Source organism: Caballeronia sp. TF1N1 (assembly GCF_022878925.1).
Lineage (GTDB): Bacteria > Pseudomonadota > Gammaproteobacteria > Burkholderiales > Burkholderiaceae > Caballeronia.
The window spans coordinates 780,546-801,668 of sequence record NZ_CP084627.1; the positions used below are offsets into that span (position 1 = coordinate 780,546).

General features: G+C 60.3%; 21 protein-coding genes. 14 read left to right on the forward strand and 7 right to left on the reverse strand.

Annotation, left to right across the window (positions count from 1 at the left end):
* The first annotated feature begins 5 nt into the window (after window positions 1–5).
* A complete protein-coding gene (locus LDZ28_RS17590) occupies window positions 6–986 on the forward strand; it encodes a UDP-glucuronic acid decarboxylase family protein (protein ID WP_244828222.1) in 981 nt (326 codons plus the stop codon).
* 351 nt (window positions 987–1,337) lie between these two features.
* Here LDZ28_RS17590 and LDZ28_RS17595 read toward each other — a convergent pair whose 3' ends face one another.
* The 5 genes from LDZ28_RS17595 to LDZ28_RS32860 form a co-directional block, all read right to left on the reverse strand.
* Window positions 1,338–2,459: a fimbrial protein gene (locus LDZ28_RS17595; RefSeq protein ID WP_244828224.1), complete on the reverse strand. Its 1,122-nt coding sequence runs from the start codon at window positions 2,457–2,459 to the stop codon at window positions 1,338–1,340.
* Window positions 2,456–4,969 (reverse strand): fimbria/pilus outer membrane usher protein, encoded by a 2,514-nt coding sequence (locus tag LDZ28_RS17600; protein ID WP_244828226.1) that lies wholly within the window; start codon window positions 4,967–4,969, stop codon window positions 2,456–2,458. The genes LDZ28_RS17595 and LDZ28_RS17600 overlap by 4 nt, the downstream gene beginning before the upstream one ends.
* 219 nt (window positions 4,970–5,188) lie before the next feature.
* Window positions 5,189–5,932, reverse strand: a complete 744-nt coding sequence (locus LDZ28_RS17605; RefSeq protein WP_244828228.1) for a molecular chaperone — start codon at window positions 5,930–5,932, stop codon at window positions 5,189–5,191.
* A gap of 82 nt (window positions 5,933–6,014) precedes the next feature.
* Window positions 6,015–6,560 carry a fimbrial protein gene (locus LDZ28_RS17610; protein ID WP_244828230.1) on the reverse strand — a complete coding sequence of 182 codons (546 nt, stop codon included), beginning with the start codon at window positions 6,558–6,560 and terminating at the stop codon, window positions 6,015–6,017.
* 143 nt (window positions 6,561–6,703) lie between these two features.
* Window positions 6,704–8,170 (reverse strand): YadA family autotransporter adhesin, encoded by a 1,467-nt coding sequence (locus tag LDZ28_RS32860; protein WP_370652144.1) that lies wholly within the window; start codon window positions 8,168–8,170, stop codon window positions 6,704–6,706.
* Window positions 8,171–8,747: 577 nt separating this feature from the next.
* On the opposite strand from LDZ28_RS32860, the gene LDZ28_RS17620 reads away from it, so the two are divergent.
* Window positions 8,748–9,842 carry a DUF1521 domain-containing protein gene (locus LDZ28_RS17620; protein ID WP_244828231.1) on the forward strand — a complete coding sequence of 365 codons (1,095 nt, stop codon included), beginning with the start codon at window positions 8,748–8,750 and terminating at the stop codon, window positions 9,840–9,842.
* A 395-nt stretch (window positions 9,843–10,237) separates the two neighbouring features.
* Here LDZ28_RS17620 and LDZ28_RS17625 read toward each other — a convergent pair whose 3' ends face one another.
* Both LDZ28_RS17625 and LDZ28_RS17630 read right to left on the reverse strand, forming a co-directional pair.
* Window positions 10,238–10,912, reverse strand: a complete 675-nt coding sequence (locus LDZ28_RS17625; RefSeq protein WP_244828233.1) for a hypothetical protein — start codon at window positions 10,910–10,912, stop codon at window positions 10,238–10,240.
* A gap of 150 nt (window positions 10,913–11,062) precedes the next feature.
* Window positions 11,063–11,362, reverse strand: a complete 300-nt coding sequence (locus LDZ28_RS17630; RefSeq protein WP_244828236.1) for a ribbon-helix-helix domain-containing protein — start codon at window positions 11,360–11,362, stop codon at window positions 11,063–11,065.
* Between the two features lie 312 nt (window positions 11,363–11,674).
* On the opposite strand from LDZ28_RS17630, the gene sctC reads away from it, so the two are divergent.
* The 12 genes from sctC to LDZ28_RS17690 all read left to right on the forward strand — a co-directional run bounded on the left by sctC (window position 11,675) and on the right by LDZ28_RS17690 (window position 21,113).
* Window positions 11,675–13,555 carry a type III secretion system outer membrane ring subunit SctC gene (sctC, locus tag LDZ28_RS17635; protein WP_244828237.1) on the forward strand — a complete coding sequence of 627 codons (1,881 nt, stop codon included), beginning with the start codon at window positions 11,675–11,677 and terminating at the stop codon, window positions 13,553–13,555.
* Complete coding sequence (locus LDZ28_RS17640; RefSeq protein ID WP_244828239.1) at window positions 13,552–14,649, forward strand: FHA domain-containing protein; 1,098 nt, start codon at window positions 13,552–13,554, stop codon at window positions 14,647–14,649. Before sctC ends, LDZ28_RS17640 begins: the two co-directional genes overlap by 4 nt.
* 136 nt (window positions 14,650–14,785) lie before the next feature.
* Window positions 14,786–15,157: a hypothetical protein gene (locus LDZ28_RS17645; protein WP_244828241.1), complete on the forward strand. Its 372-nt coding sequence runs from the start codon at window positions 14,786–14,788 to the stop codon at window positions 15,155–15,157.
* Window positions 15,158–15,237: 80 nt separating this feature from the next.
* Window positions 15,238–15,561 carry a hypothetical protein gene (locus LDZ28_RS17650; RefSeq protein ID WP_244828242.1) on the forward strand — a complete coding sequence of 108 codons (324 nt, stop codon included), beginning with the start codon at window positions 15,238–15,240 and terminating at the stop codon, window positions 15,559–15,561.
* Complete coding sequence (gene sctJ / locus LDZ28_RS17655; protein WP_244828243.1) at window positions 15,561–16,403, forward strand: type III secretion system inner membrane ring lipoprotein SctJ; 843 nt, start codon at window positions 15,561–15,563, stop codon at window positions 16,401–16,403. The genes LDZ28_RS17650 and sctJ overlap by 1 nt, the downstream gene beginning before the upstream one ends.
* Complete coding sequence (locus LDZ28_RS17660) at window positions 16,400–16,981, forward strand: hypothetical protein (RefSeq protein ID WP_244828245.1); 582 nt, start codon at window positions 16,400–16,402, stop codon at window positions 16,979–16,981. Before sctJ ends, LDZ28_RS17660 begins: the two co-directional genes overlap by 4 nt.
* Window positions 16,975–17,730 carry a FliH/SctL family protein gene (locus LDZ28_RS17665; RefSeq protein ID WP_244828247.1) on the forward strand — a complete coding sequence of 252 codons (756 nt, stop codon included), beginning with the start codon at window positions 16,975–16,977 and terminating at the stop codon, window positions 17,728–17,730. Before LDZ28_RS17660 ends, LDZ28_RS17665 begins: the two co-directional genes overlap by 7 nt.
* A complete protein-coding gene (locus LDZ28_RS17670) occupies window positions 17,727–18,710 on the forward strand; it encodes a FliM/FliN family flagellar motor switch protein (protein WP_244828248.1) in 984 nt (327 codons plus the stop codon). The genes LDZ28_RS17665 and LDZ28_RS17670 overlap by 4 nt, the downstream gene beginning before the upstream one ends.
* Entirely contained in the window at window positions 18,707–19,357 is a 651-nt protein-coding gene (locus tag LDZ28_RS17675; RefSeq protein WP_244828249.1) for an EscR/YscR/HrcR family type III secretion system export apparatus protein, read from the forward strand. Before LDZ28_RS17670 ends, LDZ28_RS17675 begins: the two co-directional genes overlap by 4 nt.
* Entirely contained in the window at window positions 19,354–19,629 is a 276-nt protein-coding gene (gene sctS / locus LDZ28_RS17680; protein WP_244828251.1) for a type III secretion system export apparatus subunit SctS, read from the forward strand. Before LDZ28_RS17675 ends, sctS begins: the two co-directional genes overlap by 4 nt.
* Before the next feature lie 2 nt (window positions 19,630–19,631).
* Complete coding sequence (locus tag LDZ28_RS17685) at window positions 19,632–20,357, forward strand: EscT/YscT/HrcT family type III secretion system export apparatus protein (RefSeq protein ID WP_244828253.1); 726 nt, start codon at window positions 19,632–19,634, stop codon at window positions 20,355–20,357.
* Window positions 20,358–20,372: 15 nt separating this feature from the next.
* Entirely contained in the window at window positions 20,373–21,113 is a 741-nt protein-coding gene (locus LDZ28_RS17690) for an EscU/YscU/HrcU family type III secretion system export apparatus switch protein (RefSeq protein WP_244828255.1), read from the forward strand.
* Window positions 21,114–21,123 lie beyond the last annotated feature (10 nt).

The window sequence follows — 21,123 nt, forward strand, 5'->3', positions numbered from 1 at the left end:
CATCCATGAAGGAAGCCTTTCGCAAGCGCATTCTGGTCACGGGAGGTGCGGGGTTTCTCGGCTCGCATCTATGCGAACGCCTGCTCGCTCAAGGACACGATGTCTTGTGCGTCGACAATTTTTATACCGGCACGAAGGACAACATCGCGCATCTGCTGGACAGCGCGAATTTCGAACTGATGCGCCACGACGTGACGTTTCCGCTCTATGTGGAAGTGGACCAGATCTATAACCTCGCGTGCCCCGCTTCGCCCATTCATTACCAGTACGATCCCGTTCAGACCACGAAGACGAGCGTGCATGGCGCGATCAACATGTTGGGTCTCGCCAAGCGTGTGAAGGCGCGCATCTTTCAGGCATCGACGAGTGAAGTGTACGGTGACGCACGCGTGCATCCGCAACAAGAAGCTTATTGGGGCAATGTAAATCCTATCGGTCCGCGTTCTTGCTATGACGAAGGCAAGCGTTGCGCCGAAACACTCTTCATGGATTATCGGCGGCAGCATGGCCTCAACATCAAGATCGCGAGAATCTTCAATACGTATGGGCCGCGCATGCATCCCACCGATGGCCGCGTGGTGTCCAACTTCATGATGCAGGCGCTCGCCAACGAGCCTATCACCGTTTATGGCGAAGGCACGCAGACGCGCTCCTTCTGTTATGTCGACGATATGGTCGACGCCTTCATCCGCCTCATGAACACGCCCGATGACGTCACGGGTCCAGTCAATCTAGGCAACCCGCACGAACTTTCGATGCTGGACATTGCTAAACGCATCATCGCGTTGACGGGTTCGAGTTCCGAGATCGTGTTTCATCCATTGCCGATGGATGATCCGTGGCATCGTCAACCGGATATCACGCAGGCGCGCACGCTGCTCGACTGGCAGCCCGTGACGGAACTTGATGAAGGCTTGCAGCGCACGGCGCGGTACTTCCGCCAGATCACCGAGGCGCAACGCACGATGGCGACGTTGGCCAGTTGAATGCGAGTAAGGACGAAGGCCGCTTTCAGAGAATCGAAGGCGGCCTTCGCTTTGAAGACAAGCGAAACGCAGGTCTTGCCTGCTTTACGGATGGGCTAATGCATCATCCCTTCTGGTTGCCATGTGGAACCGGTGCACTGATTACGATGCTCACGTTCGTCGACGCAGACGAACTACTCGACGCCTTCGCGCTGCCACCGGCCACCGACGCGTAAGCCAAGGCATCGCGCTTGATAGATTCCATTTTGAAACTCCCTTCGGTTAAACAAGTAAATGAACGTGGCCCGCAAGTGAGCCGATCTGCCCCTTCCGCGAGGTTGGGGAGCGCACATCTTCACGTCGATCGCATTACTACTGGTAGTACATGGTCATTGTCATTGTCGTGTTGGCCGGACCGGGGGATAACGGACCTGTCCGGTAATAACGTGCGGTCATTGCGACGGTGTAACTCGAAGCGACTGCTCCGTTGAAACCATTCAAGGTAAGGTTCGTTCCAAACGGAATTGCCGCGCCCGCACTGTCGAATAGCTGAATGCCGACGCCTCCTGCCGAAGGCGTGCCGCTTAGTGCCGCAACATTGCTGAAGCCCGACACCGTCCCATTCGCCGGATCGATCCGGTACTGAACACTATGGATCATGCCCGCCGTAGTGCCCTCCACGGGCGTGCCTGCGGGACAGTTGTCAAAGCTCATATTGAAAGATGCCGACTTGCGCGGTGCGAGTCCCATTGCCGGTAGGTCCGCGAGGGCTAGCGTGCCCATTGGCACCGTTACATCGGGTGTGCGGCATGTCAGAACGGTGATGATCACCGGCGTCATGTTGAAGTCGATCGAACCCGAAGCCGCGTTGTATCCAGGAGGACTTTTCCCGGCGGTCTCCCACGAGAACGCCCTCGCGATCAATCCGGAAACTGTACCCGGGGTAACGTCACCGATCTTCACGAGGGCCGCTATGAGCTGTCCGCCATTGTCCACCGGGCTACCGACATTGTTTCTCTCGTATCCTAAAACCGGAAAGTCCCACGGGCCGTATTGCGTTTTAGCGGCATAGACTGTTCCTCCAAGTGCGATCCCGATGCCAGGCACATTAGTCGCATAGACCGAAAATTCGACGCCATTGTAGGAGGCTTTATAGCGGGTTGGCGCACCGGCGACGATACCTGCCAGCTCGAAATCGGTGCCGGTGTACCAGCCATCGGACACAGTGCAGGTCCAATAGTTTGGAGTGGCGGCAGACACGGACCATGCACTCAGAAGCGATCCGTGGGGCAGGTCGCGCGCCACGGCTATCGTAGACGGAAAAGAAAGCGTGAATGCGCTGTAGTTGGAATGGCAAGACGCGCTGGCCCATGCGGCGGAAGGAATCATTCCGGCCAGCATAAGCCAGGCCGCTGCATGCCGTGCAACGGCACGGACGATTGTGTTTAAACGGTTCATCGAAGTTATGATCTCAAGTGATCTGTCGAGGATCATCGGCAGACTCCATCAGCTATGCTAAGTGAATTAGGCGTGCTGGCCAGCGGCAGTTTTGGCAACGCGTAGCGAACCACGCAACGCTGCTCGGGAGCGTCTCCCCATTTGACATTGAGCGTTCCCTCATCGCTCTTGAGTCCGGTGGCAATGATGCGGCTGCCCTGCGCCACGGTGCCCACGGTGTCGTCCTTGCCATCCGAAACTTGCGCGCCGAACGGAAGCGGCTTGCCGCTTGCCTGAAGAACATGCATCAGGGCGGGCTTGCCCATGTTCTCAGTGTCGAACTCGAGTTTCACCACGGCGCCCGCAGTCGGCGTAGCGCGTTGTACGGTCGACTTGAGTTGCACGTTGAGCGGTAGCCCTTTAGGATCGATCTCGACCTCGTTGTCGGAATAAGGCTGCACGCCGGAGACGATGGCGTGTCCCCATGGATCGACACGAAGACCTGCGCCATTCGCGAGCCTTGCGCCCGCCGCGTCTTTCGCTTCGATGACGGCGACGGTGTCGCTCATGTTTGGCGCGAATGCCGCGCCGCCTTGCCAGGCCACCACGCCACCGGAAATGCCCGCGCCGTATTGCGAGTAGTCGCGTCCCTTGCTTGCGTTGACCGACAGCGAGGAAAATGGCGATACATAGCCTAGATTTCCACCCACGCTGGCTGTATTGCCGCTCGTTCGATCGCCATCGCTGAACGACGCATTCATGCCATATGAAAGCGCGCTGTCCGAGCCAAGCGTGCCCGTCACCGATTCCTGAAGGCTGGAGTTGCCGTTGCCGGTGTCGTGCTGAAAGCTGGTCGACGACTGAGGAGCGTGCGAGCCCCAACCGAGCGGCACCATCGCCGTCAACATGAAGCGGTTATCCCATCGCTTGTTGTCCACCTGGTATTGACGGATGACCGACGCCCCGTAGGTCAGGCGCTTCCAGCTATTGTTGTAGCCGAGCTGAAACTGCGTATCGCGCGATGTCCGGTTCCAGTATGTCGTGAGCGAGCCCACCGCGTAGATGGCGCCAAAGCGTCCGCTATCGCCTAGTCCTTGATTCAGCGTGAACTGCAAGCGCGACTTTTGAGGAGCGGACATCGAACCGAGCTGATGATCGCTGATCAGTTGACGCGTCGTGGCCGCATCTGGCAGGCTCAGAAAACCGCCAGTCGAATATCGATAGGCCGCGATTGCAATGTTGGTGTTGGTCGGCTCGAACATTCGGGCATAGCTTAGGCGAGCGCTCGTCCCATTCCGTGTTCCGAAGCCCTTGAAGCTCGCGCTCGATTCCGTCACGTCGAACCCGAATGCGCCGAATTTCGTATTGAGCGCCACGCCGGCGAGCGCGGAGAAATACATGTCCGCACCGGTGATACCGCCATACAGCGTCACACGGTTACTCATGCCGCGCTGAACCGTGAACTGAGATACGAACGGATGAATTCTCACGGCCGGATCGCGATACTCGCCAACTGCCGCGCTATAGCGTGTTACCCCTGGGCGCAGCGCGTTGACAGCAGCGGCATATGGAATCGAGGAAACGTGGGTCGTACCGTCCGCCTCCGTGACGAGTACCTCCAGATTTCCACCATAGCCCGTGGGGTAGAGATCGTCGATTTCGAACGCACCGGGCGCGACCGTCGTCTCGTAGATCACATTGCCGTTCTGGCGAATCTGCACTTTCGCATTGCTGCTTGCAATGCCCCGAACGACTGGCGCATAGCCGCGCTGAGACTCGGGAACCATCCGGTCATCCGTGCCTAGCGTCACGCCTCGCACGCCGTAGCTGTCGAACAGCGCGCCGTCGGTGAAGGTGTCGCCTGCAATGAATTGGCTCTTGATGTCCTTGAACGCGCGCTGCACGTAAGTCTCCACGCTTTGATAATGCTGCCCGCCGAGATTCCCGCGCGTAAGGTTTCCCTGATAGCGAAAGCGCCACGGTCCGGCGTTGAGACCGGCGTTGACACCGAGGTATTGCGTATCGGTTCGGGCGCTTCCCGACTCGCTGTGATAAGCGTTTGCGGAATATTGAAGCAACGCGGCTGGCACACCATCATCCCAATACTTCGGATCGACATAGCCACGCGCACGTTTGAGCATGACGATCTGCGGCACGCTCACATCGAGCCGCTGTTCGCCGCTGTCGAACGTTGCAGTCGCGTTCTGTATCAAGTCGGGAAGTTCGAGGCATTCCCCGCTGTCGTTCTCTAGCCTTGCGGATGCCTCGGACGAGAGCTTCCTCAGGTCCACGCCGGACTTTTCGAGCCATCCGGTCGTGACGCACGGATGCACTGTCCCGTTCCCGGGCGTGGATTCGCGTAGCTCGATATCGAGCTTGCCTTTCCAGACATCGTTCACGTAGAGGTCAGAGCGATAGGTGCCAGGCACTACGCGCTGTCCCTGGTTGAAGCGAGAGATGTCGACTTTCCCGCCGTCGCCCGTGTCGAGAAATTGCTCGTTGAATTCGACCGCTGCAACTTGCGCGGATGCACCCCACGCATGAGCGCTTACACCAATCGCCGCCAATGCCTGTATCGTACAGACACTTATTGGCTTGAGCCTGGGTTGAGGCTCATTGCTTTTATGTTTTCTTGCTTTCATTACGGATTCCGAAATTCCATCTCAAAGGCAAGCCTTACGCATGAGACCTGGCCTGCATCAACGCGTCCTGTCTGTATGATTGGCGTTTGGTTCGCTACAAAACCGCATTGCCGTTTGTGTGTCAGCAGCTTCGATAGCTCCTGCTCACGGCTGCAAGTCGGCCTCACCCTCTTGTGGTCCGCCGTAATCGTTGATTGCTGTGTAGTGCAACTTCGCGCCTGGACCCAAAATGTCGCCGGTTAGCGCGAAGACTCGGGTCTCACCTGGACCAACCATCCCGCCCTCATCGAACACGGCGGTGCGCGCGCCGTCGGTTAGCGTGATTCGATCGAAAGAGACGAAGTACTGGCTGGGATTAAATGCCGCGATCTTGTTGGCGGCGTCGCTAGGATTAATGCTCCACACGACCTGTCCGGACGCGCTTTCAGGTTGCCCCTTCAGTGCGCTTGGACGATAAAAGAACTTGATACGTGAGCGGAACGCGAACTGTAGCTGATTCGCGTCCGCCTCATCGCCCGTTGGTTTGGGCGGAACCTCCAGCACGTTCAAGTAAAGGATCGATTCCCTATCCGCGGGCAAAGGCTCGCCTGATGACATGATCCGCAAAGTCTGGGACTTGTCCGGATCGATCCGCATGATGGACGGCGTGATGGCGAACGGAACCTCGATGGTGTCCGGCGCGGTGTCCGGATTGCCCTTGTCGATCCACACCTTCACCAGGCCAGGGAGCTTGCCATTGTTCGTCAACTTGACCGTGACCTCGGAGTCGCTTTGGTTATAGATGACGCGAGTTCCTGCAATAACCACCGATGCTTCAGCATCGTGCGTGCGCGCGAGCATCACCGTGCTCAGGGTTGCAATGGTGAGGATCTTTATCGCAAGTTTCATTGGCGTTGTGTCTCGTCGTCAAGACGTTGCAGTGAACGGCGGGCCGCGATGACATGACGATCTCCGTGGCCCGCGTGTCGCTTTACTGATAGTCGATGCTATAAACGACAGAAGAGTTAGCCGCACCGGCGGTTGTGACGCCAGTTGCGTAGTACTGAACGTCATAGCTAAGCGTTGCCGAACCGGACGAGATGTCGGCGGCCTTCGAGTTTTGGAGATCGGTCGAATAGCCCGCCTTGATTCGACTGCCATCCAGGTTCAACAACTGCATCTTGACGTTGCTGGCACCGCCAGCCGTGACGGTCAGTCGGCCGTCGGCGGGATCGACCGAGGTGCCCGCTTCGTAGAAGACCGCTGCCTTGCTGGAGCTCGTCACCGGGGTGCATCCCGTCAAAGCGATCTGATAGGACGTCGTTCCGGCTGTCTCGCCTGCGGCTTTCAGCGTACTGGTCGAGATCGTCGGCAGCTTGACCGTGAAGTCCTTGGCCGAAGTCCCATTGCCGTTGATGGCGCAGGTGGAGGCAGTCAGCGCGCCGTTGAACGTGATGGTTCCGTCAGATGCGAAAGCACTGCCGGTAAACACGGCAAAGACACCCGCGAAAAGCGTTGCGACAACAGATTTCTTCATTTGATAAATTCTCCACGTAACCTGAATTTCTTGCGATATTGGTAGTACTACATAAAGCCAGTTCGATTCCGAATGGATCGTTGGGTCATCTGGCCAACCCCGGCTCCTCCTCGATGTTGTAAAGATTCGCAGTTCCTCTTCGCTCACGCGCCTAGTACGATGCCCATACCGACGCGCACGATGGTGCTATTGCCGCCTGCTGTAGAAACGCCAAGGTTATAGTTCACCGTTCCTTTACGATTCCAGCTTGAAACGCCTATACCGAGCGCCGCCTGACCGCGATAGCTCGCCATGCCTGCATTGAACGTGGTCCGCCCCGGCAAATACGGCGTGGCAATGTTGAGTGCTGAAGCCGCTGCAATACCTCGTCGCGCGGCGCGGTCGACATCGTCGATACGACCGTTCACGCCGCCGATAACGTCGTTGAGTTGTCCAAGGTTGATTGCGTCGGTGCGCGTCGTCGCAGCCCCGACGTTCGTGATCTGGCGCTCGTGGCCCGTGCTGCCGACCGACACCGCGTTATCCCGGTCGGCTAGCGAATTCGCACCTATTGCCACGGCATTTTCGCCGCTTGCCATCGCGGAATCGCCGAAAGCGCTCGCATGTGCGCCAAGGGCGATTGCATCGCTGCCCACCGCTACGGTTGCCGTCTTTTTGGTCGAAGGAGAGCCAATCGATGCCCGCATTGCAACGTGTGGCCCTTCTGGCAGTTCGGGTCGTTGCGCGGCATGGCTTACGTCTACGGCATTCGGAGGCGTTGAGTCGGGCAGCGCGGCCAGACTCGTTGTGAGGCTTGTGGCCTCCTCCAAACGCATTGTTGGCTTTCGATCCGGAAAACGACTCACCACATCACCGACAACGATTTCCGGTTCATCCGCTCTCAACATGGTAGCGACGAGTCGACTCGTGGGATGGGTTGCGGCCGTGGTGACATTGCCGACGTCGGCCATCAAGGCTGGCGTCATCTGTGGCATTTGCGCAGCGCGCTGCTGTCCCAGTGCGTAAAGCGACGTTTCCGGCGCGTCGTGCCGCGTGTGTTCCAAGTGCGCGGCGATGTCATCAACCCGCGCGGTGACCATGCCACTGCCCGAAACGACTGCGTGGTGATGATGCTTCCATGCGCCCGCAGCGTGATGCGCGACTCGCGGCGCAACCCGCCTCGTTCGCTTGGAATGCATCGGTGTCCCAACGCCTTGATGAACTCGCGCGTGGGCGGCGTGCCGCTTAGTGAATCTTTGCACATGGCCCGCAAGCTTGTCCGGTGGCGCGCGGCGTTTTGATGCGTCGTGCGATAAAGGCGTAGACGAACGCACGGTCATGCGCGTGTCGAATACCTTGCCGTAATCGGGGGTTTTATCAAGCCCATTGCTCACGAATGGGGTGGCGAAGAACACGGCATGTTGAGGCCGCGTATGCATCGTATTAGCCAGCAGCTCGTTGCTCGCCGTTGCATCGGATCTAAGAGAGAAGCGTTGCGCGAACGATAAATCGTGCGGCCAGCCTCGCAAATGAAGCTTGGGAGAATCGAACGATCGAAGCGGCTCGGATGACTCGACTTGCAACGCGCCTGAGCCGATGGCACCTGCCTTCAACGATTTCGAATCGTCCATGCCCACCGACGAATAATCACCGCGCGTCCTGGCCGCTCTTGCGTTTTCGTGACCTGCGTCTCCACTGGCTTGCGCCGAAGCGTACGAAACCGTGCCGCCAAATCCCACGACGAGCAAAGCCTTCGCGGCACCGGTTAGCGCGCGCGGTTTGAAGAGCTTGACATTGCGCACTCTGCCCGTCTTGACGACACCCGCGGCATGCGCTGGTTCGACGTGGATCGATTCGCGGGATGACGTCACTCGTTTTCCTCATTAGATTTTGGTCGACTTCTCGAATGCACGCGGCATCCAACATGAAGGTGATTCGCATGACTGAAGCGTACGAAGCCCGGACGCGTAGAAGGTAATACTCCTTCATTACTTGTGCGTCTTTTTGGGCAAGACATGCGAGCGATGTCGTTCGACGGGAACCTCCGATGTCGTAATTTTTCGCGCGCGTTGAATATTTAGTGCATGGGCAGATCTACGAAACCTACACTGCCTCTGCAGGGCAATTTCAAGCCATCACGAAAATTGGTCGCCGATGCTCTGTGATAGTCAGTTATGCACATCCGCCTATTTACAAGGATATCTAACCATGCAAGCAAATTTCGACAGCCGTGCCTCGTTCTCGATGAACCTGCCGAGGTTTCCGTCCTCGACTACCGGTTTCGAACAGAACTCGTCTTTTTCGAGCAATCGGCCGCTTCAGATGATGTCCATGCCCTACGGTGGCATGTCGCTCAATCAGCCGTTCGACCAGTCTTTCAGTCAGCCCTTCAATCAGCCGGCCATGCCGCGTGCATTCGGTGGCAGCAGTATGTCCAGTTCGAACTTCAGTTATTCGACGCAGCAGATGTCGCGCGGCCCGGACGGATTCAGCCAGTCGGCGACTTCGGCCAGCTACTCGTCGTTCGAGCGTCAGGGTCCTGGCCGGGACATGCAGTACAACAGCATGCAATCGAGCGGCTTTTCGAACCAGATGCGCGGCGACTTTCGTGATTCTTCGCAGCAGATGTCACGCGGCCCGGACGGATTCAGCCAGTCGGCGAGTTCGGCCAATTACTCGTACTTCGAGCGTGAGAGTCCGAGACAGGACATGCAATACAGCAGCATGCAATCGAGCAGCTATCTGAACCGGATGCGTGGGGACGCCTGTGACGGCGCGGCGGGTCAACAAAGCCAATGGTCGGACACGGGCGTACACGACGGCAAATCGTCCATCGACCTTGGTGATTACAAGCTGGACTTCGACAAATCCAAGTCCTCGATCAACCTTACTGATGAGAAGACGGGTAATCAAACCAAGGTCTGGGGCGATCCGCATATCGATCTCAATTCGGGTACGCCGAACCAGACGAGCGGGATGTTCAATGGCTCGATCGACTTCAACCTGCCGGATCACACCCGCGTGAGTATCGGCACGACACCGGCTAACGGCAATTCGAACGTATCCTTCGCCGATAACGTGACGGTTACGCAGGGTAATCGGGCATATGTCGTCAAGGGGTTGAGCGAGCAAGACAGCGCCCCGCTCAGCGTGCAGCGCAGTCAGGACTGCTTTGCGCTGGCACAGCAGACTCCGCGCGATGGGATGAACCTCTTCGCGAGTTCGAGCGGCACGGGGTGGATCCGCTATCGATCCGATCACTCGCTGTATGTACGTCAGAGACGAAAGTCGGACTGGCGTTGATCAGCTTGAGCTGACTCTGCGAAGGCTGATAGTCGCCCCAAAGCGATTCCTTACCGGTAATGGGTTGCGTGTTCGTATCCATGATGACATCCATTGGTTGATCAAGGACATGCCTCCCCGCGTTGCAATGCTCTACTTCGCGGCGATTGATTTGCGGCATGACCGCGCTGGCGCACGGTGACTTCAATATGAATCGCCGGCGTCGCCGCGGGCAATGACTAGGTATAGAAAGCGATGGACACGCGCCGAGCACGACGCGTCGCTACGTGTGGTCGCTTGCTCCGTTTGTTAGGATGACGGAATTTACCCGTGAGAGGATTGAGCTCTATCGGATATCGAGGCGATAAATGGAGCTCGGCGGCACTGGAATTGATCAGGTTCGCGCTTGCATGTAGCTAATGCGCTGAACGCGTCGATCTTGTTTTCGTACAACGGGAGCCTTGCGTACAAGTCGACATGTTGGCGAATGTCGCAACGGTAGGGCTGTCGGCGATGTGGTGCTTAAGGCGCACTGCATCGCGATGCAGCGCGAGGCCGCCGAGCAGCGAACTCAAACCACCAAGCGCGGCTTGCGCTCCTTGCGTGTCCGGTTGCGGATTCGTCGGTGCGGCCTGGGTTGTCGGGGCTGCCTGAGTCGCGGAGTTTGCCTGCGCTGCCTGCACCGCCTCGGCCGCCTGAGTTGCCTGAGCCGCCGCCGCTTGCGCTGCCTGAGCCGCCTGAGCCGCCTCGGCTGCACTGCCCGCGTCTGCGCCGTCCGCCTGCTGTCCCAAAGGCATCGTGCCGTTGGCCGCCGAAGGGGAGTATGGCGCGGCCGCGTTGGCCGCATCGGCAACGACGGAAGGCCCGCTATCCGCGTCCGGATACGACCCGGCTGCAGACTCGGCGTTGCCCATGCCGAACGGCGCGATACCCTGAGCACCGAGATCGTTCGCCTGCGCTCCTTCCGGAATGTGGATCAGAGCGTAGCCTCCGCCTAGCGGCGTCGCTGCGTCGATGGTATTCGCGGCGCCTCCAATAGCCGCGTCATTCGCCGCGCCCGCGACGACTCCATCATCGAAAATTGGCGTCATCGCCAAAGCAGAACCATTATTGTTCACGAGCATCATCGAATCCCATTAATAGAGTTAAAACCAATTGCGCGTAAAGCGCGCGTTTGGTATGCGATTTAGATATCGAGTTTCCTTCAATTACATATCACCTCCCTTGTGCCTCGGATTTATTCATGGACACAGCGTTGCCTGAATGGCGTTGGACAGATCTTTCTTAATTCCCGGATCAAGCGTGCCCGCTTGCCTTACGAGTTGCACAACACAAACTACTCGGACATAACCGGTGAAATTCTTAACCGTGTCGAACCCGAGATCCATTTCCATCGCCCATCTCGAAAGTAGTCTTCCCACCGTCAAGCATTCCTGACGCGCCAGCAGCTCGATGATTGCCCAATAGACCTCCTCAAGGCGTATGCAGGTCGCGAAACCATTGATCCGAATAGACCGCTGACGCGGCGTGACAAGCTTCATACTGAAATCGCAATACCGGTTTGTAACCATGGGCGGCGCTTACCCGGGCACATGCCACGATCTGCTGCAAGATGATGTGCACTTGGCATTTAACAAAGGCTTCGATCTTCTGTCTCGATATTCATATTTTTCGTAGTTCATGTATTCCCAACCTCTTTTTAATTTCCTGAGAAACGCAAAGCACACACCTGCGATGGGAATACTGCCTCTTTTCCGAAGCCAATATGTAGTACATCTATAGGACCTTAATCGTTCGTCGCGCATTTAAAGTCTCGTCATAACGCAACCCGATATTCCGGCATAGGACTTTGAATGACCACGAACTGGCGCAAGACGCAAAACCGGCCGATGACTTGCGGCACCCGGACGGGCAAGGCCGCACGTCATCTCGTTTATTTATGTCTTGTGTTGCAAAACCCGCTCGCGAATGCGGCCCAGCCTGCATGGCAAGGCGCGCCCATGCGCTACGTCGCGCGCAATTCCAGGCTTGCGGATGTGCTCAACGACGTGGGGCGCGCGGGCGGTCTGCGTCTGGAGATTGCGCGCACGGTGCGCGGCAACGTGAACGGCGTGTTCGAGCAAGCGCCTTCCTCGGTTTTTCGCACGCTGGTCGAAGCGTGGGGGCTCGTCTGGTATTTCGACGGCCAGACGATCCACATCACCACCGCCGAAGACTTGCAAAGCCGCACGATCGGGTTCGCGCCGCTGTCGGGGGACGCGGTGGGCGCCCTGCTGCGCAACCTCGATCTCGATGATCCGCATCTTCCTCTGCATTTCTCGGGCGACAGCGTGAAAGTCACCGGCCCGTCCCGATACGTCGATGCCGTGGCCAATGCGATCGTCAAAGCCCAGGAGCAATTGCCGCCGCCGCAGCAGACGCTCGAACAGACACAGATACGCGTGTTTCCGCTGCGTTATACCCAGGCACAGGACATCACCTATACCTCGGGGAATCGTCAGCAGACCATCGCGGGCGTGGCTTCATTGCTCCGGACGCTGATGGGAAACACGAGCGTGGCGAGACCGGCGGCGACGAACACTCGCGGACGCCCGGATAGCCTGCACGGCACGGTCAAGGGGATTCCGCCTTTACCGAGCGTGCCCGGGTTCACGGAAACCGCACAAGATGCCTCGGTGGATGACAGTCCGGCGGAACTTCCCCAATCCGCCGTGACGCCGGCAAGGCGCAACATCGTCGCGGACCCGCGCACGAACTCGGTCGTGGTGTACGACGTACCGGCGATGATGCCCGCCTACGAGAAGGCCATCTCCATGCTCGACCGGCCGCAGGATCTCGTGGAAATCTCGGCTCTCGTGATGGATGTGTCTAGCGATGCCGCCAGGGAACTCGGCGTCCGCTGGGGCGCTGGGGCTTCATCCAGCCGCCAGTCAAACACGCTTGGTTCCGTAGCGCCTGCCCTGCCGGGAGCGTCGTCCGTCGCCCTCGGCGTGGATGCGGGACTCACGCTGACGACGTTGATCGGCAATTCCGCGCACTTCCTCTACGAGCAGATCCACGCGCTCGAGAAAACCGGTCGCGCGCGCATCCTGTCTCGTCCTCGCGTGCTGACGCTCAATAACGCCGAGGCAGTCCTGTCGTCGCACAATTCCATTTATGTTCGCGTGGCAGGTAATCAGGATGCCAATCTATTCAATGTCGACACGGGACTCACGCTCAAGGTTACGCCCACTGTCGAGCAAGGCGGCGGCGAGCACAGCAGGATTCTTCTCAGCGTGCAGATCGAGGATGGCTCCTTCGACGGCGACGCGTCGGTTGACGGCATACCGCGCGTCAACAGTAACTCGATCATCACTCAGGCTATAGTGGGCGATGGCGAGAGCCTGCTGATCGGCGGCTACGAATACGAGCATACGCAAACGAGCGGATCGAAAGTCCCTATCCTGGGCGACATTCCGATCATCGGGACGCTTTTCGGCGATGAGCAGACATCTTTCGATCGCACCGAGCGGCTCGTCCTCATCACACCGCGATTGAAGCGGCTGAAAGCGGACGCCGCGGCGCCGGCCGAACTCTCCGTCGACGATGTGCCCGCTCTCTCGGCGATCACCGGAAAGGACTATCCGCGGCCGCCCTTGCCCGATGCGGCGTTTCCTCCGTTGCCACCACTGCCGGCCAGTCAGCTTGCCGCTCCACGCAATGCCGCGCATGCATCGCAAGGGAGCAAGCAATGACCGACGCACGACTCTTCGTCGCCTCCGGGCTGCATGCGGGCGCGAGCATCGCCCTAACGGCGGACCGCGACTTGCAAATCGGCAGCGCGGCCGACGCCGACCTGATCCTTTTGGATACCGGCATCGCGCCACATCACGCGAGCGTTCGACTGCACGGCAACAGGCTCGAACTGCATGCCGCTCACGCCGACATCGCGGTATTCGGGCAAGCGCTCAAAGTCGGCGCACGAACGCAGTTGCGCCACGGTGCCACATTCCGGCTGGGAGAGACGGCCTTGCAGTTCAGCAACGGCGCCCCGCCGACAGAGCAGGCCATGAAAAGCGCGGAATCTGCATGGCTCCTTGCTCACGCGCCATTTACGTGGCTGCGAAGGAAGTGTGCGCGCATACCTCGCTATCAATGGCTTGCGATAGCGGTCGTGCCGCTCGGATGCGCGTTGCTGTACAGCCTGATTACCCTTGTTCCGAGACCTCCAGAAAAACGGTCGTCGCCTCTGGACGAGCCCGCCTTTCGCAACGTTCGCCAGCGCACGGATCAGACAACGGGCGCACGTGTTTACGAGGGATACGTACAGACCGCCGCCGACCTTGGCGCCGTTTCCCTCGTCGCGCGCGCACGCGGCGGCGCGGTGCGTGTGCGCGTCGCCGTGATCGACAGCATGCGGGAGCAACTGAGCGATTTTCTCGACAAGTACTACCGCGGCGTCCGTTTGCGTGCAGGCGAACGGCCCGGCGTGTTCGTCGCGACACTTCCCGCAGCGGACGCCTATCTGCAACCCGAGTCATGGGACTACGCGCGGGTCGACCGGCTCGCGCAAGGACAGGTGGATGGATTAGAGGCGTTGCGCTTCGACGGTCACGAGAACAACAGCGGCCCCGTGCGTGTTCCGCTCGAAGCGCTCGGATTGAATCTGCTGAATTCTCCGCACGCCGCGTGGCTCGCCGACCAGCAAGGAGCCCGATATTTCGCGGGAGCGCATCTGTCGATAGGACGGATCGAGCGAATCGACCCATGCGGCGCATCGGTGATTCGCGATGACGGAAGCATCTATGTCCTGATTGCACAACGCACGAGTTCCGGCAAGTCCTGCTAGCGGCTCACGCCGCCGGAGCCGCACCCGACAGCCCCTTACCGGTGCGCTGCCCTTCGCGCGTCGGCGCGCCGCACGAAGGTTCATGGAGTCTGCACGATCCTTTTAGCGCGCCATCACTTATATAGGAAAGCAGAATATGTCGATGCAAGCGGCAAATATCGGTTACACCCCTGCCATGTTCGGTTATGGCATGGGCGGCGCCCAAGGCGGCAGCATGATCGCACCCGACGGCACGCTGTCGCTCGGAAGCGTGGCGGACGCCGTCAAGCGAAACCTGCAACAGCAGGCCCAGTCGATCAATCAATCGGAGCAAGACGCTAGCGCGCAGAGCGCGCAAGGCGGCCAAAACGGACAAGGAGGGCAAGGCGGAGCCGGGGGCGTGGGCAGCGCCAGCATGCTCGACATGCAGAAAAAGGTCGGCGAGTACACGTCTTCATTGCAACAAGGGACGTCCATCTTGAGCAGCCTGGCGGAAACACACAAATCCGTCGCGCAGAACACGAAGTAAGCCAACGCACACACCGGCGGGGCCTCCAATGCGGGGGCTCCCGCGCGCCGGATTTTCCTGTCCAACCAAGAATATTCACGATGATGCTTTCGCAAGCAGTTGCCATCCAATCTTTTCAGGTCGACGCGACGCCGCCAGCGATCGCCGCCACACCGGCGCAACTGGATGCCGGCACGGGAGGCGAAGGGATCACGCGCCTTGCCGAGCAAGCTCAGTTCGCCTTGCAAGGAGCGGCCGCGCCCCTCGGCGCGTTGCTCGATCCCACCCGCCGACGGCCGCTTACAACAGGCGAGATTCTCACGCTGCAAGCCGCCGTCAGCGACTACTCGGTCACGCTGATTACGCTGTCGCATCTTGCCCAGAGCGTAGGCAGCGCCATCCAATCCATCACTCAGAGAACGTAATGCGTCGCGCGCTCATTCTTCTGCCGCTCGTCCTGCTCGGCGCATGCAAGACCTCGTTATACGAGGGGCTGGACGAGGACCAGGCCAACCGCATCGTCGCGGTCCTCAGTCAACACGGTGTCGAGAGCTCGAAGGAGCGCAACGCCGACAAGACGTGGACCGTATCCGTCGATGAAGACGAAGCCGTCACCGCGACCGAGCTGACCGGCGCGTATGCCTTGCCCCACGCCAGTCATGCCAATCTCGGCGAACTCTTCAACCGCCAGGGATTGATCTCGAGCCCCGAAGAAGACCACGTGCGCTACGTCTATGGTCTCACCGAAGAATTGGCCGCCACGCTCGAAACGATCGACGGCGTGCTGGTGGCGCGGGTGCATATCGTCGATCCGCAGCGAGATCCGCTACTCGGCCCCCCGATGCTGCCGAGCGCGTCTGTCATGGTGCGATATCGCAGCGACGCGAATCTCGAGCCCATGCGCGAGAAGATCCGCGCGCTCGTCGCCGGCGCGGTGCAGGGGCTCACGCAAGACAAGGTCTACGTGACGCTCGTTCCCGTCATGCCGGTCGTCACGCAAATCGATCTGTGCGCGCAGACGGGCCACTGTCCGCCACCGCTTGCCGATCAGCGCAAGGTCGAGCGTGTCCTCATCGTTCTGACCGTCATGGCGCTGCTGTTGATCCTGGCCGTCTGGGTGTGGGATTCAGGCATTCGCGCATTGCCGCGGATACGCATACCCGGTGTGACGTTTTTCAGGCGGCGGACCCGCCAGGCCGTGCCGGCGAAGCCGAAGCCGGGCGCAGCCGCCAACGACTCCTCCCATTCTCGCGAAGACCGCACATGAAATCCCTACCCATTCTCGACGTCGCAGGCTGGGCGCATCACAGCTGGTGCGGACGAGCCACGCCCGCACGCAGCGAGCGCGCCCGCGCCGCAGCCGCCTTGCATCTTTTCGCGCGCTTTCCGACGCTCGCCGAGGCCGGCGCCAAGCAATTGCCGTGGTTCGCCGCGCCGCTCGCGCGCCCGGCGTGCGGACGACTCTTGCGCCTGTGCGCCGCGCTGGCGTGCGCGCGCTCGCTGCGCCTTCTCGTGAGCGCCGCCGCGCACACGCAGTTCTCGGGCGCGGTGGGCTTGCCGCCGCTCGCGCGGCTCCAGTGCCATCGGCGCGGACAGCAGCCCGACCTGAGGCTCGACTCCCCTGTCGACTTCTTCAACCGGCGCAGCCTGTGCATAGCCGGGATCGCGCTCGCACTGCGGGCGACGAGCGGCCACGCACAACGGCTGTGGATGAAAGTGCGCCTGCCGTGCGAGTACGCCACGGCCGCGGCGCAATGGCGCCTGCCTTTCGTGTCGGCGCGAGCGGCGCTGGAATTGATCGGCGATGCACTGCAACTCCTCGACACAGAGAGGCGGCCATGCTGATCTGGCGAGTTTCCGACTGGCGGGTCGAATCGGACGGCTATATTTGCGCCAACGATCTCGCCTTGCTGCAAGACCTGCCCGCGCTGCAGCGCGTGAATGCCCAACGCGCGAGGCAAGAGGCAGCCGACCTCGCGCAACGCGCCCGGCGTGTCAGACGGCAGGCGCTCGCACGCGGTTTCATCACGGGCCGCGCAGCGGCGGTGCATGACCTCGCCATGCCGGCCGCCGCGGCCGCCTTTGCGCTTCGTGGCTTGAACGATCGCCTCGTGAAGATCGTCGTCGAGGCCGTACGCGACGTCGTCGGCGACATGCCTGCCGGCGCGATCTTTCCGAATCAACTTCGCCGCAGTCTGCAAGCGGCGCCTGGGCAACGGCCGCTCTCCGTGCGCGTCTCGGCATGTGATTACGAGGAAGCCAGGCAAGCAGTCAGCGCGATGGAAGACGAGCTGGGCCTGACGCTCATCACCGTTCTTGGCGACGCCGATCTGCCGCCGCGTTCGTGCGTGGTCGAAACCGATATCGGCGTAATCGATGGCAGCTTGCGGCAGCAGCTCGCCGCACTCGAACGCGGCATCCGCGATGCGATCGCCGCCGTGCTCGACGAATACACGCGCCTGGACGACCGTCTTCTCAGGCAATTCGAGGTCATCGAGCAAGGACTGCGCGACACGCTCGACGTCCTTTCCCGCGATGCCGCGCCGGCCGGCTGGATCGCGTGCAATGCCACGAACGGGGGCGCCGCGATATGAATCCGTTCGCCGGCCTCGAACGGCTCACACGTGAACAGGCGGAGCGGCAGAACATCGCTGCCTTGCATTTCGGCGCCGACATGCCAGTGAGCGTAGGCCATCGGCGCTACACGCTCGCGTTCGAGCCATGTCGCGCGCACTATCCGCTGCGGCTGCACGGCATGGCCTGCGGTCAGCCGCTGGTACTCGATCTGGATGCGCGGGCGCTTATCCCCGAACTTTCGCGCCAGAGTCTGGAAAAGACAGGGAAGCTCGCCTACAAGCTGATTGCCGACGCGTGCGAGGACTGGCTTTGCGCGCTGGAAGGCGCATTCGGCTTCGCGCTCGATGTAACCGGCGTTTCCTATGACGCGTCGCCCGCGCCGGGCGCCTATGGCCTCGCGCTTACGCACGTCCAAAGCGGACGCACGGCGAGCCTGTCATTTCACTGCGAGGCGGTGGATCGCTGGCTGCGACGCCAGCCTGATCCGCGGTGCAATCCGAGCGCGCTTGCGCGCCAGATCGTCGTCAGCATTCCGGTCTGCGTCGCCGGGCCAACGCTCACGCTCTTGCGTTTGCGGCGCATTCGCGCCGGTGACGCGCTGGTGCTCGACAAATCAGTTCAATACCTGCGCTTGCCTCTTCGCAACGGCACACAGCGCATTCTCTTGAAAACTCTTGGAGATCAGATCGTGCTAGATCGCCCCATTCTCAACGAAGACAATCAGCCATCCGAACTGACCAGCGAATTCATTCCGGTCGAAGCCCTCACTTTTCCGTTCGACGCCGTGATCGGCTCGATGCGCCTGTCCTTATACGAACTCAGCCGTTTGCGACAGGGTTCGCTGGTGTCGCTGCAGCTTTCGGTGCGCGAGCGCTCGGTCACGCTGTTGTGCCAGGGATTGCCCTTCGCCAAGGGAGAACTGGTGAACATAGACGATGTGCTGGCCGTGCGGATCACGAGCGTGCTGCAATCCGCCCATACGGATGTCGCGTCATGATCGGAGCGCAAACCGGGCAACTGCAGCTCGTCGGCGTCTTCTTTCTACTGAGCGTGGCGCCGCTCGTCGTCATCATGTGCACCTCGTTCACGAAGTTCAGCATCGTCCTTACGCTGTTGCGCTCCGCGCTCGGAGTGCAGCAAGCGCCCGGCAACCTGGCGATATCCGGTCTCGCGCTCGCGGCAACACTGGTCGTGATGGCGCCTACCCTGCACGCTATCGGCGACGCGCTCTCCCTCGACGAGCGCGTCGAAAGCGGGCAATTGCCGCCCCTCCCGCAGATGATCGACGCCGTTCGTGGACCGCTCGGGGAATTCATGCTGGCGCACTCGCGCCCGGCAGAACGTGCGTTCCTGCTCGACGCGGCAAAGCGCACCGATCCCGCTCGCGACGCGCAAGAAAGCGACTTCACGCTGCTCGTTCCGGCGTTTCTGATCAGCGAGATTTCGAGCGGCTTCGAAGCGGGCTTCCTGCTCTATATCGCCTTTCTCGTCATCGATCTGGTGGTCGCGAACGTGCTGACCGCCATGGGCATGATGATGCTCTCGCCGAGCACCGTCTCCATTCCACTCAAGCTCTTCGTGCTGGTGGCCGCCTCCGGCATTCCCAGACTCATGCATGCACTCATTCTCGGTTACGCCAAGTGAATTCGCTTCCTTCCCTTACCTCGCTCGCAACCGACGCGCTGTTGCTCGTGTTCTGGCTTTCGTTGCCAATGCTCGCCGTCGCGACCGCGGTCGGTCTTTTGCTCGGTCTGTTGCAATCGGTCACGCAGATCCAAGATCAGAGTCTGCCGTACGGTGCAAAGATCGTGTGCGTCGGACTCGTGCTGATCGTGACGGCGCCGTGGGCAAACCGGGAAGTCGCGCGTCTTTTGAGCCATATCTTCACGATGATCGCCTCGGGCCGCACGCATTGACCATGAACATCCTAGATCAATTGAGCGGCTTCGCCTTCTGCATGATTCGTCCAGCCGTGGCGCTCGCCCTGATTCCGTTTGGTAACGACGGAGCGCTCGGTGTGACACTGCGTGCTCCGCTCGTGCTGATCTTCGCGGTGCTGCCCGCGCAAGCGGGATTGCCGCACGAACCGCTTGCGGCAAGCGTCATGGAAGCTGGCATCGGTCTTTTGCTGGGACTCGGTTTCGGCGTCGTCTTTCATGCGGCCTCCACGGCGGGCGCCATCCTCGATCAACAAGGCGGCTATAGCGTGGGCGCGGTCTATGACCCGAACTTTGAGCAAGAATCCGCCGCGTTTCAAACGCTTTTCACTCAATTCGCGGCGTTCACGCTCTTTACGGGCCACGGTCTTGTCGCACTGTGCGGAGTCTTCGCCGACGCGTGGTCGATCTGGCCACCGGGCGGTCCGTATCCCGGTGGACTCGCGCGCCTTCTCGCCATGTTCTCGGAAACGCGTTTGCCGCAGTCTTTAGCGCAAGGCTTGCAGATTTCGGCCCCGTTACTCGCCTTGATGCTGCTCACCGACGTTTCGCTCGGACTCGCGTCGCGGCATGCAAAGCGTCTCAATCCGTTTTCCACTGCGCGTACGTTCAAGGCAATGGTGCTCTCCTTCGCACTGATGGCGTGCGTTCCAGCGATCCTCGATCGACTCGCGCGCATCTTCGCCGTCTCGCTGAATCTCGAATAGGAGGCACCGGTCGACATGAGCGACAAAACCGAGAAGCCCACGCCTCGCCGACTGCTGCGCGCCCGAACCGACGGCGACATTGCGAAAAGCGCCCATTTGAGCACCGCGATGAGCGCCGCGCTGTGGTGGCTGCTGCTGGCATTCGAAGCGCCACACACGTTCTCCGGCTTCGTCCAAATGATCGACGCCGTGTCGGGACTGGACGCCAGCCGGTCGTTCGCGTGGCAGTTCAAGGCCGTATTGAATGCGCTGCTCGAACCGGGCAAGGGAGCGCTGATCATGCTCGGTGCCGGCATGCTTGCCAACGTCATACCTGAACTCGTTCAAACGCGTGGACTCGTGTCGTTCAGGCGGATCGCGCCCGATCTCAAGCGTCTGAACCCGGTGGAAGGGCTGAAGAATCTGTTCGGCCTGAAGGTCGCGTTCGAGACCGTACTGATGCTGTTCCAGTTCGCCGTGCTCATCTTCGTGGCCTGGCGTGTGACGGCAGAATGGCTCGTGCAGATCGAGCCGGCGTATTCGCTCGATCCGCTATCCCAGCTTGCGCTCGCGTCTCTCAGCCATTCCCGTCTGCTCGCGCTGGTTGCGCTCTCGCAGGCCGCGCCCGCGGTAGCCGACTATGCCATGCAGCACGTGCTGAGGAAGCGCCGTTTGCGCATGGACAAGGAAGAACTCAAACGCGAATACCGCGACGAACACGGCGACCCCTACGTCAAAGGCCGGCGACGCGCGCTTCATCGCGATCTGAACCGTTAAACCCCGAATC